This is a genomic window from Janthinobacterium sp. C22 (assembly GCF_057919405.1).
Genome location: NZ_CP193659.1, coordinates 903370 through 918835, shown reverse-complemented (window position 1 = coordinate 918835; position 15466 = coordinate 903370). Strand labels below are relative to the sequence as shown.

General features: G+C 64.6%; 14 protein-coding genes. All 14 read right to left on the bottom strand.

Annotated features, from left to right (window positions below):
• Positions 1-31: 31 nt before the first annotated feature.
• Entirely contained in the window at positions 32-1627 is a 1596-nt protein-coding gene (ahpF, locus tag ACRHIG_RS04105) for an alkyl hydroperoxide reductase subunit F (RefSeq protein ID WP_489629442.1), read from the bottom strand.
• Between the two features lie 98 nt (positions 1628-1725).
• Positions 1726-2289: an alkyl hydroperoxide reductase subunit C gene (gene ahpC, locus ACRHIG_RS04100; RefSeq protein ID WP_070219447.1), complete on the bottom strand. Its 564-nt coding sequence runs from the start codon at positions 2287-2289 to the stop codon at positions 1726-1728.
• Positions 2290-2483: 194 nt separating this feature from the next.
• Positions 2484-2882 carry a DUF3597 domain-containing protein gene (locus tag ACRHIG_RS04095; RefSeq protein ID WP_489629441.1) on the bottom strand — a complete coding sequence of 133 codons (399 nt, stop codon included), beginning with the start codon at positions 2880-2882 and terminating at the stop codon, positions 2484-2486.
• Between the two features lie 167 nt (positions 2883-3049).
• Positions 3050-4708, bottom strand: coding sequence for a putative bifunctional diguanylate cyclase/phosphodiesterase (locus ACRHIG_RS04090; RefSeq protein ID WP_489630738.1), 1659 nt, complete (start codon positions 4706-4708; stop codon positions 3050-3052).
• Positions 4693-5892: an ABC transporter substrate-binding protein gene (locus ACRHIG_RS04085; RefSeq protein WP_489629440.1), complete on the bottom strand. Its 1200-nt coding sequence runs from the start codon at positions 5890-5892 to the stop codon at positions 4693-4695. The genes ACRHIG_RS04090 and ACRHIG_RS04085 overlap by 16 nt, the downstream gene beginning before the upstream one ends.
• A 134-nt stretch (positions 5893-6026) precedes the next feature.
• Positions 6027-6419: a D-ribose pyranase gene (rbsD, locus tag ACRHIG_RS04080; RefSeq protein WP_099666108.1), complete on the bottom strand. Its 393-nt coding sequence runs from the start codon at positions 6417-6419 to the stop codon at positions 6027-6029.
• Between the two features lie 13 nt (positions 6420-6432).
• Positions 6433-7341: a ribokinase gene (gene rbsK, locus ACRHIG_RS04075; protein ID WP_489629439.1), complete on the bottom strand. Its 909-nt coding sequence runs from the start codon at positions 7339-7341 to the stop codon at positions 6433-6435.
• Positions 7338-8396 carry a LacI family DNA-binding transcriptional regulator gene (locus ACRHIG_RS04070; RefSeq protein WP_489629438.1) on the bottom strand — a complete coding sequence of 353 codons (1059 nt, stop codon included), beginning with the start codon at positions 8394-8396 and terminating at the stop codon, positions 7338-7340. The genes rbsK and ACRHIG_RS04070 overlap by 4 nt, the downstream gene beginning before the upstream one ends.
• Positions 8397-8405: 9 nt before the next feature.
• A complete protein-coding gene (locus ACRHIG_RS04065) occupies positions 8406-9377 on the bottom strand; it encodes an ABC transporter permease (protein WP_070303783.1) in 972 nt (323 codons plus the stop codon).
• A gap of 17 nt (positions 9378-9394) precedes the next feature.
• Positions 9395-10948 carry a sugar ABC transporter ATP-binding protein gene (locus tag ACRHIG_RS04060; protein ID WP_489629437.1) on the bottom strand — a complete coding sequence of 518 codons (1554 nt, stop codon included), beginning with the start codon at positions 10946-10948 and terminating at the stop codon, positions 9395-9397.
• 86 nt (positions 10949-11034) lie between these two features.
• Positions 11035-11994, bottom strand: a complete 960-nt coding sequence (locus tag ACRHIG_RS04055; RefSeq protein WP_489629436.1) for a sugar ABC transporter substrate-binding protein — start codon at positions 11992-11994, stop codon at positions 11035-11037.
• A 208-nt stretch (positions 11995-12202) separates the two neighbouring features.
• Complete coding sequence (locus ACRHIG_RS04050) at positions 12203-13084, bottom strand: EamA family transporter (protein WP_489629435.1); 882 nt, start codon at positions 13082-13084, stop codon at positions 12203-12205.
• Between the two features lie 235 nt (positions 13085-13319).
• Positions 13320-14303: a zinc-ribbon domain-containing protein gene (locus ACRHIG_RS04045; protein ID WP_489629434.1), complete on the bottom strand. Its 984-nt coding sequence runs from the start codon at positions 14301-14303 to the stop codon at positions 13320-13322.
• Positions 14287-15426 carry a hypothetical protein gene (locus tag ACRHIG_RS04040; RefSeq protein WP_489629433.1) on the bottom strand — a complete coding sequence of 380 codons (1140 nt, stop codon included), beginning with the start codon at positions 15424-15426 and terminating at the stop codon, positions 14287-14289. Before ACRHIG_RS04040 ends, ACRHIG_RS04045 begins: the two co-directional genes overlap by 17 nt.
• Positions 15427-15466 lie beyond the last annotated feature (40 nt).

Below are 15466 nucleotides of genomic sequence, written 5' to 3'. Positions count from 1 at the left end.
GCGGCCGTTCCGGTTTTTTATGCGTGAAGATTTACGCCGTCAATGCTTCTTTCGCCGCGGACTCTTCGACCACTTCCTCGTCATCCGAGCGGATCAGGTGGTCAAAGGCGGACAAGGCTGCCTTGGCGCCTTCGCCGGTGGCGATGATGATCTGCTTGTACGGCACCGTGGTGACGTCGCCGGCCGCGAACACACCGGGGATCGAGGTCTGGCCGCGGGCGTCCACTTCGATTTCGCCGTGGCGCGACAGCGCGACCGTGCCCTTGAGCCACTCCGTGTTCGGCACCAGGCCGATTTGCACGAAGACGCCTTCCAGCTCGACCTTCTTCGACTCGCCGCTGACCCGGTCCGTGTAACTGAGGCCATTGACGATCTTGCCATCGCCGTGGATCTCGGTGGTTTGCGCCGAGGTGATCACGGTCACGTTGGGCAGGCTGTGCAGCTTGCGCTGCAGCACCGCATCGGCGCGCAGTTCCGCGCCGAACTCGATCAGGGTCACGTGTTTCACGAGGCCGGCCAGGTCGATCGCCGCTTCCACACCCGAGTTGCCGCCGCCGATCACGGCCACGCGCTTGCCCTTGAACAAGGGACCATCGCAGTGCGGGCAGTAGGCGACACCGTGGTTGCGGTATTCCTTCTCGCCCGGCACGTTGATTTCGCGCCAGCGGGCACCGGTGGCCAGGATGACGGTCTTGGCTTTGAGCACGGCACCATTCGCCGTTTCAATCTCGATCAGCTTGCCTGGCGTCAATTTCGCGGCGCGCTGCGTGTTCATGATGTCGACGTCGTATTCCTTGACGTGCTGTTCCAGCGCCACGGCGAACTTCGGACCATCGGTTTCCTTGACGGAAATAAAGTTCTCGATGGCCAGGGTATCGAGCACCTGGCCGCCGAAACGCTCGGCCAGCACGCCCGTGTTGATGCCCTTGCGGGCCGCATAGATGGCCGCTGCCGCGCCGGCTGGGCCGCCGCCGACGATCAGCACATCAAACACGTCTTTCTTGCTCAAAGCTTCCGCCTGGCGGGCGCCGGCATTGGTGTCGAGCTTGGCGAGGATTTCCTCGACATTCGTGCGTCCCTGGCCAAAGTGCTGGCCGTTGAGGAACATCATCGGCACGGCCATGATCTGGCGCGCTTCCACTTCTTGCGGGAACACGCCGCCATCGATGGTGGTGACCTTGATGCGCGGGTTGATCACGGCCATGGCATTCAAGGCCTGCACCACTTCCGGGCAGTTATGGCAGGAAAGCGAAATAAACGTTTCAAACTCGTAATCGCCGTCGAGGTTGCGGATCTGCTCGATCACGGCGTCGTCGAACTTGATGGTGTGGCCGCCCACTTGCAGCAGCGCCAGCACCAGCGAGGTGAATTCGTGGCCCAGCGGCACACCGGCGAAACGCACGCCGATGTCGGAGCCGGTACGGTTGATGCTGAACGACGGGGTGCGTACGCCAGCGTCAAGGCGCTCGACCAGCGTGATCTTGTCGCTCAACAGGACTATTTCCTGGAGCAATTCCTTCATCTCGCGGGCTTTTGCGCTGTCATCGAGAGAAGCGACCAGCTCAAGCGGATACACCACTTTTTCCAGGTAGGATTTCAGTTGGGTTTTGAGGGTTGCATCTAACATGATTTTTTCTTCCTTTACAAATATTTAGGCGAATGCCGGGCCGGACGCCCGGTCCGGCATCGCGGTAACTACTTGTTTGCTACGTCGTGCATCGAGACTTAGATCTTGCCGACCAGGTCCAGCGATGGGGTCAGCGTTGCGGCGCCTTCCGTCCATTTTGCCGGGCACACTTCGCCTGGGTGGTTCGCCACGTACTGGGCGGCTTTCACTTTGCGCAACAGTTCCGATGCGTCACGGCCGATGCCGTTGTCATGCACTTCCAGCACTTTGATGAAGCCGTCCGGATTGATGACGAAGGTGCCGCGCAGTGCCAGGCCTTCTTCTTCGATCATGACTTCGAAGTTGCGCGACAGGGCGCCGGTCGGGTCGCCGATCAGTGCGTATTGCACTTTCTTGATGGCGTCCGAGGTGTCGTGCCAGGCTTTGTGCGCGAAGTGGGTATCGGTCGAGATGCCGTAGACATCGACGCCCAGCTTCTGGAACTCGGCGTGGTGATCGGCCAGATCTTCCAGTTCGGTTGGGCAAACGAAGGTGAAGTCGGCCGGGTAGAAGACGAATACCGACCACTTGCCTTTCAGCGACGCTTCCGTCAGGTCGACGAATTTGCCATTGTGGTATGCGGTTGCCTTGAATGGTTTAACTTGGGTATTGATCAGCGACATGTCATTTCCTCTCGTGTGGTGAATCAGTAAGACTCTAGTGTAAGGGGTTTTAACCCATATTCAAAATTGATTGTCACAATAGTTTCAATTGGTTTTAGCTATCATGACGCCATGGGAACTCCATGATAGGCAGTTCCCACGGGATTGGATAGCGGTGACAGTGGATACCCCTGCCGCCGCCAGGTGTTTCCTTCTTAGTTCTTTAGCTCTTCCGGTACCTTGCCGCCGTTTTCCGCCAGCTTGATCATCACCTGGCGGTGCAGCCAGATGTTCATGCTGGCCGAATCGTTGGTGTCGCCCGTGAAGTGCAGCTCTTGCGCCAGTTCCTTGCGCGCGGCCAGGCTGCTGTCGAGTTGAAGCAGTTTCATCAGGTCGACGATGGACGTGCGCCAATTGAGTTTTTCCGCGTTCTTGCTGGCCAGGTCGACCAGCACCACTTCCACGTCCACCACGGGAACGGCAGCCGCCGGTGCGGCAGCCGGAGCCGCAGGTGCCGCTGCCGGCGCCGTCGTGGCGGCGGCTGGCGTGGCAGCCGGTGCGGCGTCGGACGAATGGTGGAAGATCTTGTTGTAGATATTGCTGAAAATGCCCATGAGGTCACCTCGAGTTGAGTGAATGGAAGAAGGTTTGCCTGCGTAGGGTCCGGGACCCATGACAGCAAAGCCGGACGCAGGCGCCAGCCCGTCGAGTATAAGCCCGTTCAGGCCGGGGGCCCCGTCCCGCAGGCTTGCGTAACATCTGGTAGCGCGGCGCGCCTGTTTCAAGGGTGCAAGGGCCGCCTGGCGTGCAGCAGCGCGTCGAACGCTTCGATGGCCAGCGGCGGCGCAAACAGCTCACCTTGCGCAAAATCGCAGCCGATCTCCAGCAGCCGCGCGCGCTGCTCTTCGGTCTCCACCCCTTCGGCGATGACTTGCAAACCCAGCTTGTGGGCCATGGTGACGATGGCTTCGCACAGCGCCAGTTCGCTGGCCCCGGGCCCCAGCTTGCGCACCAGCACGCCGTCGAGCTTCAGGTAATCGATGCCGCACTGCTGCAATTGCGTCAGCGAGGCATGGCCGCTGCCGAAGTCGTCGAGGGCGATCTGCAAGCCCGCCTCGCGCAAGTGCTGCAGGCGTGGCGCCATGCTATTGCCGTTAGGTAAGAGTACATCTTCGCGCATGTCGAGCACGATGGCCGAAGGCGGCACATCGAGCGCCAGCAGTTGGCGCAGCCAGGTGCCGGGCGCCTCGACTTCGCGCTGCAATTCCAGCGACGACTGGTTCAGGCACAGCTGCAGCCCCGGCAAGCCGATGACCTGGCCCTGCGCGCGCCAATGCAGCAGCTGCGCGGCCGCCGTGCGCAGCACCCAGTCGCCGATCTCCACGATCAAGCCGCTGCTTTCGGCCAGCGCCAGAAAATCGGGCGGGCACACGATGCCCCGCTGCGGATGGTGCCAGCGCAGCAAGGCTTCTGCCTTGGCAAGTTGGCCGCTATGCAGCTCGACGATGGGCTGGTAATGCAGCTGCATCTGCTGTTCCCGCAGGGCCGTGCGCAAGTCCGCCCCCATGCGCATGCGGTTGACGGCCGCCACCTGCATGGCGGGCGTGAAATAACTGTAGCGGTTGCGTCCCGCGCCTTTCGAGACATACATGGCCTGGTCCGCATGCTTGAGCAATTCCTCGATGGTGCCCGCGTCGTCCGGATACAGGGTGATGCCGATCGAGGCCGACACGAAGGCCTGCTCCTGCCCCAGCAAGAACGGCGCCAGCAAGCCGTCGAGGATTTGCCGCGCGATGCGGTCGACTTGCTGCAAATCATCGAGGTCGGACAGGATCACCGTGAACTCGTCGCCGCCCAGGCGCGCCACCGTGTCCGTCTCGCGCACGCCCACGCGGATGCGCCGCGCCGCCTCGATCAGCAGGATATCGCCCTGGTGGTGGCCGAGGGTGTCGTTGACTTCCTTGAAATGGTCGAGGTCGATGAACAGGATGGCCACGCGGCTCGCGTCGCGGCGGCCCTGGGCCAGCGCCTGGCGCAGGCGCTCGTGGAACATGCGGCGGTTCGGCAATTGCGTCAGAGTATCGAAGTTGGCTTGCTGCCAGATCAGCGCTTCCGTTTGGCGCTTGTCCGTCACGTCTTCCAGCATGCACAAGTGGTGTGGGCCGTCATGGCGTGCCGTGGCGATGGCCGTCACCGAGGCGTCGACCCACACCACGCCGCCATCGGGGCGCACGATGCGCTTGGCGTGGCGAAAGCCCTGCATGCGCCGCGCCAGCAGCTGCGCCACGTGGGCCTGCTCGCCCGCCACGTCGTCGGGATGGCTGATCTCCATCCAGCTCGTCTGCTTCATGTGCTCCAGGCTGCGCCCGGCGATGGCCAGATAGCGCGGATTGATATCCAGAAACTGTCCGCTCACGGTATCGATCAGAGCGATGCCCATGGGCGCCTGCTCGAACATGGTGCGAAAGCGCAACTCGCCTTGGCGGATGGTGTCTTCCGTGCGGCGGCGCTCGCGTGCCAGATTGCTGAAGTGAAAGGCGGCCGACACGGCCAGCAGGCTGCCCGCCACGCCCAGCGACAGGTACAGCCAGCCGAGGTCCGCGCCTGGCACGGGGCGGTACAAAAGCCCTGGTAGGCGCGGCTGTCCGTGGCATCGCGCGGCAGCACGCCCATGGCGGCATACGTATCGGCGATATGCTGCCAGCGCTGGGGATTCATGTAGCCCGGTTCCACCAGCGTGGGCTGCAGCAGCAATTCCATCTGCTGCGCCTCGTACAGCAGATGGGCGCGGTCATGGCGCTGGCCGTACTTGACATGGATCAGTTGCGCCATTTCCTCGCGGTGCGCCATCGCGTATTGCCAGCCGCGCAGGCTGGCCGCGCGGAACGCTTTCACGCGCTCGGGATGGCGGCGCAGTTCGTGCTCGCTGGTAAACAGGTTGTCGCCGTAGAAATCGATGCCGGCCGTGCGCGGCGTAAACTGGTAATAGGGAAAGCCCGCCCGGTCCAGGTAGTCCGGTTCGTTGGTGGAATACGCGGCGATCGCATCGACCTTGCCCTCGATCAAATCCTCGACCCGGTAGCTGGGCGGCAAGTGGCGCATCTGCTGCGGCGCGACGCCCATTTTCTTCAGGAACAGCGACACTTCATCGGACGCGGATGCCGCGTCGGCGGGCGCGCCTATCATCACGGGGGCGCCCGCCAGCCGGCGCACGTCGGGCGCGCCGCCATGCTGGCGCATCAGCAGCACGCTGGGCGAATGCTGAAACACGACGGCCAGCACCACCACGGGTTTACCGGCCAGGCGGCTGAGCAGCAAGGTGCTGTTGCCCACGCCATATTCGGCCTGGCCCGCCAGCACGGCCGCCTCGGCGCGCGGCGCGCCGCTGCCTTCGAGCAGCGTCACGTCGAGGCCCGCCTCGCGGTAATAACCTTGCTCGATGGCCGCGTAATAGCCGGCGAACTGGAACTGGTGCGTGAAATTGAGCTGCAGGGAGACGGGTTCCAGCGCCCGGGCTTGTGTGGCCAGACACAGCAGCAGGAAGAAAAGGCCGCGCCAGCCGCGCGCCAGCCTGCCGGCGAGCGGCAAGACTAGGCGGAAAGCGTCGGGGGCTTTCATCGGCATGGCGGAACACCACAGGAAGCTGCCGAGCTGGCAGGGGTAAGGCTATTGTAGCCGCCCCTTTTGCCATTGGATAATTATTTCAGTGAGAACAATAGCGTTGATGTTTTTGGCAAACAATGTCGCCATTGTTTGCGCTAGAACACGACGCCGGCGACCAAAATGATGTTGGCATACGGACTGCACTCGCCCGTGCGCACGATGGCGCGCGCGCCCTTGCTCAATTGCTTGAACTCCTCGTGCGTCACCTGGCGCGCATCGGGCAGGGACAAGGCCGCCACCTGCGCCGCCATGGCCGGATTATGCTGCGGCAGTTCGCTGGCGAGCAAATGGTATTCCACCTGCATTTCAGTCAATACCGTGTTGACGGTATCGATGAAGCCGGGAATGCCGCGCGTCAGGGCCAGGTCGATCAGGGGCACGCCAGGCTGCGACGGCAAGCCCGCATCGCCGATGACGAGCATGTCGCCATGGCCCAGCGACGCGATCAGTTGCGACAGTGCAATATTCAGCAGCGGTGATTTTTTCATGGGCGGGGTGTCGTTAGAACAGCTCGTGCAAGTGGGGGATCGAGGTTTGCGCGCCGGGCTTGGTGACGCTCCAGGCGGCCGCGCGCTGGCCTTGCTGGATGGATTCCGCCTCGTCCATGCCGGACGCCAGGCCCGCGACAAAGCCGCCGATGAAGGTGTCGCCGGCGGCCGTCGTGTCGACCGCCTGCACCGCTTCGGCCGGAAACGTGAAATCGCCGCCATACAGGGACGCATGCACGCCCTTGGAGCCGAGCGTGATGATGACGTTGTCGCTGCCCAGCTTTTGCAGCGCCGCCGCCAGCGCCTGGGCATCGGCGCCATCCGGGCTGACGCCGGCCAGCATGGCCGCTTCGATTTCATTCGGAATCAGGTAGTCGACCAGTTCCAGCACGCCGTCCGGCAAGCTGGCCGCCGGGGCCGGGTTCAGCACCACGGTCTTGCCCAGCGAACGGGCCAGTTTGATGGCGTGCACGACGGTGGCCATCGGCGTTTCCAGCTGCAGCACGACGATGTCCGCCTGCTCGATCAGCTCTTTCGCCGCGTCGATGTGCGCGGGGCTGAGCAGATCGTTGGCGCCGCCGGCGATCACGATGCTGTTCTGGCCGTTGTCGTCGACGAGGATCGAGGCGATGCCGGACGCCACGCCCGGCAAGGTGCTGATATGGCTGTCGATGATGCCGTCGCCCACGAGGGCCGCGCGCAGGGTGGCGCCGAAGGCGTCGTCGCCCACGCAGCCGATCATGGCCACTTGCTGGGCGCCCGCCACCTTGCCGCTCAGGCGCGCGCAGGCCACGGCCTGGTTGGCGCCCTTGCCGCCAGGAATAGTTCTAAACGCGCCGCCCGTCAGGGTTTCGCCGGGCAGGGGCATGCGCGGCACGCGCAAGACCAGGTCCATATTGATGCTGCCGATAACCACGATCATGATGTCATTCCCATCAGTTCAGTTGCAGGAGAAGAAGTAGGTACTGCAGAAGGTACGGTGGCGGCCACGCTGGAGCCGCGCACGTGCAGCTCGGGTGCGATGCTGCGCTGCTGGCGCGGCAAGGCGGGGTCGGCGATGCGCGCCAGCAGGCACGCGGCCGTGATGCGGCCCAGCTCGCGCGTGTTCTGCGCCACGCTGGTCAAGGCCGGATGCACGAAGCTGGCCAGGTCGATATCGTCGAAGCCGACGACGGCCAGTTCGCCGGGCACGGCAATGCCGCGCTCGGCGGCGGCGCGCAGGGCGCCAAAAGCCATCAAGTCATTGCAGCAGAACAAGGCGTCGGGTCGCTGGCCCTGGGGCAGCGCCAGCAAGTCCAGCGCGGCCGCATAGCCGCCCGCGCTCGTAAAATCGCCATGTACGCACAGGGCATCGGCCAGGACCACGCCCGCGTCCGCCATGGCGCCGCGCGCGCCGGCAATGCGCTCGTTGGAAATGCTCACCTCGCGGGGACCGGCGATGCAGGCAAGGCGCCGGCGCCCCAGCCCCAGCAAATGGCGCGCGGCCAAGGATCCCCCGGCGCGATTGTCGACGGCCACCGCATCGATGGCCAGGTCGCTGGGCGCGCGGTCGAGCAGCACGGCCGGCACCTTCATCTTGCGCAGCAGTTCGCCATCGCTGTCGGCCAGCGCGGACAGAATCAGGCCGTCGCAACGCTTGGTCAGCAGCACGTTCAGGTAATCGCGCTGCTTGACGGGGTCGTCATCGGAATTGCACAGGATCACGCTGTAGCCGGCCGCGTAGCAGCTGTCCTCGATGCCGCGCGCCACTTCCGAGAAATACGGGTTCGTATTGTTCGGAATGATCAGACCGATGGTGCCCGTGCTGCGGCTGCGCAGGGAACGCGCCAGCGCGCTGGGCACGTAATGCAATTGTTCCGCCGCCGCCAGCACGGCGCGGCGCGCCTCGTCGCTGACGGGGCGGGTATTGTTGAGGACGTGCGAGACGGTGGTAAACGAGACCCCCGCCGCCTGCGCCACTTGCTTGATGGTTGCCATGGGCCGGTATTATGAACGCTCGCCGCGGCGGCGGTAGGTGTCGAGCACGACGGCCGCGACGATCACCAGGCCCGTGACGATGCGTTTCACGGGTTCCGACACGCCCACTTGCGCCAAGCCCGCTTCCAGCACGGAAATGATCAACACGCCGATAAACGTGCTGATGACGGAACCGCGCCCGCCCATCAGGCTCGTGCCGCCGATCACGACGGCGGCGATCACTTGCAATTCCATGCCCACGCCGCCGTTCGGGTCGGCCGCTTCCAGGCGCGACACCTGGAACAGCGCGCCCACGCCGGCAAGAAAGCCCATCAGGGCAAACACCAGCACTTTCGACGGTTTTGTATTGATGCCGGACAAACGCACGGCTTCTTCATTCGTGCCGATACCGATCCAGTGGCGTCCCAGCACCGTGCGCGTGAGCACCAGGTGGCCGATGACGACGATGGCGATCGAGGCGATGAAGGCGGGCGACAGGCCGAACGCAATGGGCGAGCTGATGCCGTCGACGGCGCTGCCGATGTATTCCGTGCGCGAATTGGTCACTTGATACGCCATGCCGCGCGCCATTTCCAGCACGCCCAAGGACACAATGAAGGAGGGGATGCGCCAGCCGACGGAAATGAGGCCCGTCGTCGCGCCGCACAGGGCGGCGACGAACATGCCCAGCAGGGCGGCGCTCCACACGGGCCAGCCCCAGTGCACGACGGCCAAGGACAGCACGGAGGCGGCCAGCGCCATCACGGAACCGACGGACAGGTCGATGCCGCCGATGATCAGCACGAACGTCATGCCGACGGCCATCACGACCAGGGTCGGGATGTTGTTCGACAGGGTACTCAAGGTCGCCAGGGTAAAGAAGTTTTCGCTGGCAAACGAGAACAGCACGCACATGGCAAGCAAAGCACCGATCAGGCCCGCATAGTTTTTCAGGTCGGCCAGGCTGCGCTGCAGATACGAAGGAGAGGAGTTGGTGGTCATGGGAATCTTTCCGGCGATCAGGCCGCAGCTGGAGTGGAGTTGGGGGTCAAATAGCCGGAGAAGGCGGCCGACAGCAGCGCGTCCTGGCTCCAGGCACCGCGCTCGAAGGTGTCGACGATGCTGCCCGCGCTCATGACGGCGATGCGGTCGCAGATCAGCATCAGCTCGCGCAAGTCGCTCGACACGATGACGAGGCCCTTGCCCTGGCGCGCCTGTTCGGCCAGCACCTGATAGATATCAAACTTGGCGCCGATATCGATGCCGCGCGTGGGTTCGTCGAACAGCATCACGGGGCAGTCGCGGTACAGCCAGCGGGCGATCACCACCTTTTGCTGGTTGCCGCCGGACAGCTCGGCCACCGTTTGCGCGCTGTTGCGCGAGCGGATGCCCAGGCGCTGAATATAGTCGTCGGCCACCGTCGCTTCGGCCGCATCGTTGAGCCAGCCAGCGCCGCTGACGGTATCGAGCGAGGCCAGGGTCGTGTTGACGGCGATCGACTGGCGCAGCAACAGACCTTGTCCCTTGCGGTCTTCCGTGATCATGGCGATGCCGGCTTGCACGGCCGCCTGCGGCGAGTGCAAGGCGGCAGGGACTTCGCTGTCGCCGAGGAACACGTCGCCGGCGTCCGCGCGGTCGGCACCGAAGATCAAACGCAGCAATTCCGTGCGGCCAGAGCCGATGAGGCCGGCGATGCCGAGGATTTCGCCGGCGCGCAAGTCGAACGACGTCGGGTTGACGACCTTGCCGCGCGCCAATCCCCGCACGCGCAGCAGCGGCGCGCCTAAGGTGCGGCCGCTCAGGTCGACCGCGTCGTCGGCCGAGCGGCCCACCATCAGGCTGACCAGGTCGGCGGCGGAGTGGCCGGCGATATCGTCGTCGCACACGAGCTGGCCGTCGCGCAGCACGGCGATGCGGTCGGCCACGCGCTTGAGTTCTTCCAGGCGGTGGGAAATATAGATGATGCACACGCCGTCGGCCTTCAGGCGCTCGATTTGCAGGAACAGCAATTCCACTTCGCGGTGCGTCAGCATAGCCGTCGGCTCATCTAACACCAGCAGGCGGCAGGCGCCGATCAGGTTGCGCGCGATCTCGATCATCTGCTGGTGGCCGATGCCCAGCTCGCCGACCAAGGTCCACGGGTCGAGGGCGCCCAGGCCCACTTTCTCCATCTGTTCGCGCGCGTCGCGTTCGAGACGGGCGCGGTCGATGAAGCCGAAGCGCTGCGGCAAATTCTTCAGGTACAGGTTTTCCGCGATCGACAGGGTGGGAATCAGATTGAGTTCCTGCATCACCATGCGGATGCCCAGCGCCTCGGCGGCGCCGCGCGAGGCGGGCTGGTAGGGCTTGCCGTCGAGCAACATCGTGCCCGTGGTGGCTTGCTCCAGGCCGCAGATGATCTTCGACAGCGTGCTCTTGCCGGCACCGTTCTCTCCCGTCAGCGCCAGCACCTGGCCAGGGGCGAAGCGCAAGCCCACGCCGCCCAGCACGGGGCCGACATAGGACTTGCCGATGTTATCCAGGGTCAATAGAGGGATGGCGGCTGAGGGCGCCGGGGGGATGTCGGTGGGCATGATAAAACTCCGCGGAAAAAGACGGCGGGGCCGGCGCCGCAGCCTCAGGCAGAGACGCGGACGCTGGCCCCGGCGGGATCAGACGATCAGGACTTGGCGCCCTTGGCGACCAGTTCGACCTTGGTTTCGATGACGCCACCGAGATCGGCCTGTTTCTTCTTCTGCGCCAGGGCTTTGAGCACGGTGTCGATGCCGAACACGGCTTGCTGCGAACCGAACTGGTCGGCGGTAGCCAGCACGCGGCCGTCAGCCAGCATCGGCTTGATGGCGTTGATGTTGTCGTAGCCGACGACGAGGACCTTGCCCGTCTTGCCGGCCGCCTTGATGGCGGACACGGCGCCGATGGCCATGTTGTCGTTACCGCACAGCAAAGCCTTGATATTCGGGTTGGCGTTCAGCATGGCGGCCGCCACCGTGTTGGCAGGGGCGATTTCCCACTGGCCCGACTGCACGCTGACGACCTTGGCGCCGGCCGCGTTCATCGCGTCCTGGAAGCCCAGGGTGCGCTGCTGCGCGTTGTAGGTGGTCGAGACGCCTTCGATGATGCCGACCGGGTCGCCCTTCTTGATCTGCTTGGCCAGGAAGTCGCCGACGACCTTGGCGCCCTTGCGGTTGTCCGGACCGACGAACGGCACAGTGATGCCCTTCTCTTTCAGGGCGCCATCGTCGAGCTTGTTGTCGATATTGACGACGATGATGCCCGCGTCGATGGCTTTTTTCAGCACCGGCACCAGCGCCTTCGAGTCGGCCGGGGCGATCACCAGCGCGTTGACGCGCGAGACGATCATTTGCTCGACCAGCTTGATCTGGCTCGACGTATCCGTTTCATCCTTGATGCCGTTCGACAGCAGGTCGTACTTGGCGGCATTGGCCTTCTGATGCGCCTTGGCGCCATTTTCCATGGTCAGGAAAAATTCATTGGCGAGCGACTTCATCACCAATGCCACCTTCGGTTTGGCTGGCGTCTGCGCCATCGCCGGCACGGCGGGCAAGGCACATACCAGGACAGCGGCGGCAATCATTTTCAGGCGAATACGGGATGTCATGAGCGTCTCCAGAGTGGTTGGTCAAGCACGTGTACTGCATGCTTTTGTGGAAATTCGTTGCGCGCAAACGTTTGCGCGAAGCGAATAGTGCCTCAATGCCCCATATCAGTGCAAGCAAAACTGTATGTGCGGTGCAGCAAAAAGGGAGCGCCCAGAGGGAAAGGGGCAGGCCGACGCGGTCAGCCTGCCGAGGGGAAATACGCGGAAGTCAGGCGTTTGTTGCGGGACGGGCGCTGGCCCACTGCACCGCCAACACGCTGGCCAGCACCAGCAGCAAGCCCAGCATCGACCATCCCGTCATGGCTTGCCCCAGCAAGGCCCAGCCCAGCACGACGGCCATCAGGGGACTGAGCAGTCCCAGCGAGGAGACGGCCACGGGCGACAGCCTGGCGATGCCGCGGAACCACAAGGCGTAGGCCAGCAGGGCGCCGGCCAGGCACAGGTAGGCGTAGGCCAGCACTTGTTGCAGCGACAAGGCCGGCAGCGGGGCGTCGGCCAGCCAGGCGACGGGCGCCAGCATCAGGCCGCCGAGCAGCAATTGCCAGCCCGTCAGCGCCAGCACGGGCAAGTCCGGCTTCCAGCGCCGCGTCAGGTAGGTGCCGGCCGCCATGCACGCCGTGCCGCCCAGCGCGGCGGCGATGCCGACGGGTTCCCACACCGTGCGCGGCGACAACAACAAAACACCCATGCCGGCCACGCCCAGCACGCTGGCAAGCAAGGTCAGGCGGGCCGGCCGGCGCCCTTCCACGCCCCAGGCGAGCCCAATCACCAGCAGCGGCTGGATGGCCCCCACCACGGCCGCCAAGCCGCCCGGCAAGCGGTAGGCGGCCACGAACAGCAGCGCCTGGAACACGCCGATATTCAGCGCGGACAGGATCAACACGCGGACCCAGTCGCGCCGCGCGGGCAGGCGCCGCATGGTCAACAGCAACAGCAGGCCGGCCGGCAGCACGCGGATCAGGGCCGCCGTGTAGGGACGGTCGGGCGGCAGCAGTTCGGACGTGACGATGTACGTGGAACCCCAGATCAGGGGCGCCAGCGCCGTGAGCAGAATATCGCCCCAGGCGGGGCGGGCAAAGGAAGAGGCCATGAAACTATCTCGACGTTAAGATAAAAAGCCAGTGTGGGCGCGAACTATCTTGATGTCAAGACAAACTGACGTGTGCGCCCCTGCCTGCGGGCATCAAAAGCCCGGCAGGGCCGGGCTTCGGGAATGAGGCAAGGCGGCAGGCTGCACCGCCTGCCCGACGCTTAATCGCGCACGCGCTGCAGCACCGCGATCGGCATGCCGCCGAGCATCAGCGTGGCCGTGTTGGTGTTCTCGCTCAGCGTGATCTGCATGGCGACGTCGCCCCCTCTTCCGACATGACCGTCACGGCATCGCCCTCGGTGGTAAACGTCACCTTGGTTTCCTTGCCGTTATCGATCACGCTGTCGCGCGTGAATTCCAGGACCGAGCCCATCGGTCCCTTCCATTTGCCCACCAGCGGATGGCCGCCAAAGCGGAACAGGCTTTTCAGCTTGTCCAGCATGTCAGCTCCTTGCGCGCCGGACGCCTGGCGCATGGCCATGGCGGCCTGGTGCAGTTGCGCGCGGTCGGTGACTTGCCATTGCTTGTCGACCAGGGCCAGCGGCAGTTGCACTTCCAGGTCGCCATGCGGCAAGTGTTGCAGGATCATTGCCCGGTCGGCCGATTTGGCGAGCCACGCCGCTTCATCGGTCAGCGCCAGGGTGGCCGTGGCCATCGCCACCTGCTGCCCGCCCATCTCGCGCACCTGCTCGTAGCCGCTGACCTTGGCCACTTTCAGGCCCTTGGCCACGCACAGCTTATTCCCGCGCAAGGCCGCCTTGCCGGGCGCGGCCAGCGCGTAGACAAATTGCGTTTGCACAATCCAGACGCCGCTGCTCTGCTCGACGGGAGCGTTGTACAAGCCGCTACGCACCAGCGCATCGAGCCATTGCCGAGTGGAACTGTCGTACGACGCCACGCGGATTTCTTCCTTCTGGTACGGCAAGTCGGTGAGGCACAGCAGCTTGTCGCGCGCCGCCTCGTCGGCCGCCAGATGGGCGTCGATGGCGCGGCCAAAACTGCTGGCCGACGCCGCTTCCGGCGCCAGCAGCCACGCCAGGGCGCCGCCGGCCACGATGACCAGCGCCAGCACGCCGCCGGCGATGACGACGTGTCGCCGCTTCACGCCGGACAGCGCCGGCGTCGCGGCCGGGGCGGCGTTGACGACCTTGCCGCACTCGTCGCAAAAGCGCGCGTCGGGCGCGTGGGCGGTGCCGCACTGTCTACAGAATTGCGCCATGGTCTGCCTTACTTGAGTTTATGCGCGCACTCGCCGCAGAACACGTCATCGGACGCGACCGGCGCCTTGCAGCTGGGGCAGTGCAGGCCGTCAGCGGGCGCAGCCGCTGGCGCTGCCGGAGCGGCTGGGGCCGCGGCCTGTTCGGCCAGGGCACGCGCGCGTTCGCGCGCTTCCTCGGCTTTTTCTTGACCGTGGCCAGGCCGTCGTTCAGGCTCGCTTCCGAGGCGCTGAAATCGACGTTGCGCGTGGCGTTCAGGTAAATGATGCACACGCCCTTGCTGAAGATCAAACCCGGCACCACGGCCGCGGCCGCCATCAGCAAACCGCCGCCGAGGCCGGCTGCGATGATGTAGCCGGAACCGCCACTGAAACCCGAAGCCAGGGAATACATGTTCATCTGGCCGCCCAGGCCCAGGATGCCGGCCGACATGCCCGTCGTCAGCGACACGCCCGTGCCCACTACGCCAAAGATCAGCAGTGCCACGAACGCGGTGATCAGGAACAGCAGCACTTCCAGCAGGATCACCGACACCAGCTTGGTGCGCACGATCTGGTTCAGGCGGGCAATGATCTGGAACACGGTGGCACCCGACCAGGCGGCGGGGCCGGCCAGCGGCAGCATCACGTAGAACAGGGCAAACACCAGCACGCCCAGCACGATGGCCGACAGCGGGAAGACGACCGTGTACAGCACGGGACCGAGCACGGGAATCTTGCAGAGGAACAAGATGATGGCGATGGCGATCATGGCCGCCAGCACGATCAGAAATTCCAGGAACACGACCGCGATCAGGCGGTGGCTCGTGTACAGCGAGACGAGCACGGCATCCACCAGGCTCATGCCCGGCTGGCCCTGCGCATCGCGCATCAGCAGGATGCCCACGGCGTTGGAACCGTAAAACATCACGAGGAAGGCCATCAGGCCGCCCAGGAAGCCCAGCAAGACACTGCCCATGCTGCCGGCGAGCATCGTCAGCACGCCACCGACGAGCACGGCGCCGATGAAGGTCAGGGCCAGCAGGGCAATCGCGCGGAAATTCCTGATGGCGTCGGTCGCTTCGATCAGCGAGCCCACGGCGGAGGAAAAGGGAAGAGGGTTATGTGCTTCTGTGGAAATGGTCATGTAAAGCCTAGTGGAAATGAATCGGGAGGGGACGGCCTGC

Excerpts from the sequence above, each read along its gene's own strand:
- ahpF (WP_489629442.1), bottom strand. The coding sequence starts at position 1,627 with ATGTTAGATGCAACCCTCAAAACCCAACTGAAATCCTACCTGGAAAAA.
- ahpC (WP_070219447.1), bottom strand. The coding sequence starts at position 2,289 with ATGTCGCTGATCAATACCCAAGTTAAACCATTCAAGGCAACCGCATAC.
- ACRHIG_RS04095 (WP_489629441.1), bottom strand. The coding sequence starts at position 2,882 with ATGGGCATTTTCAGCAATATCTACAACAAGATCTTCCACCATTCGTCC.
- ACRHIG_RS04090 (WP_489630738.1), bottom strand. The coding sequence starts at position 4,708 with ATGGGCATCGCTCTGATCGATACCGTGAGCGGACAGTTTCTGGATATC.
- ACRHIG_RS04085 (WP_489629440.1), bottom strand. The coding sequence starts at position 5,892 with ATGCCGATGAAAGCCCCCGACGCTTTCCGCCTAGTCTTGCCGCTCGCC.
- rbsD (WP_099666108.1), bottom strand. The coding sequence starts at position 6,419 with ATGAAAAAATCACCGCTGCTGAATATTGCACTGTCGCAACTGATCGCG.
- rbsK (WP_489629439.1), bottom strand. The coding sequence starts at position 7,341 with ATGATCGTGGTTATCGGCAGCATCAATATGGACCTGGTCTTGCGCGTG.
- ACRHIG_RS04070 (WP_489629438.1), bottom strand. The coding sequence starts at position 8,396 with ATGGCAACCATCAAGCAAGTGGCGCAGGCGGCGGGGGTCTCGTTTACC.
- ACRHIG_RS04065 (WP_070303783.1), bottom strand. The coding sequence starts at position 9,377 with ATGACCACCAACTCCTCTCCTTCGTATCTGCAGCGCAGCCTGGCCGAC.
- ACRHIG_RS04060 (WP_489629437.1), bottom strand. The coding sequence starts at position 10,948 with ATGCCCACCGACATCCCCCCGGCGCCCTCAGCCGCCATCCCTCTATTG.
- ACRHIG_RS04055 (WP_489629436.1), bottom strand. The coding sequence starts at position 11,994 with ATGACATCCCGTATTCGCCTGAAAATGATTGCCGCCGCTGTCCTGGTA.
- ACRHIG_RS04050 (WP_489629435.1), bottom strand. The coding sequence starts at position 13,084 with ATGGCCTCTTCCTTTGCCCGCCCCGCCTGGGGCGATATTCTGCTCACG.
- ACRHIG_RS04045 (WP_489629434.1), bottom strand. The coding sequence starts at position 14,303 with ATGGCGCAATTCTGTAGACAGTGCGGCACCGCCCACGCGCCCGACGCG.
- ACRHIG_RS04040 (WP_489629433.1), bottom strand. The coding sequence starts at position 15,426 with ATGACCATTTCCACAGAAGCACATAACCCTCTTCCCTTTTCCTCCGCC.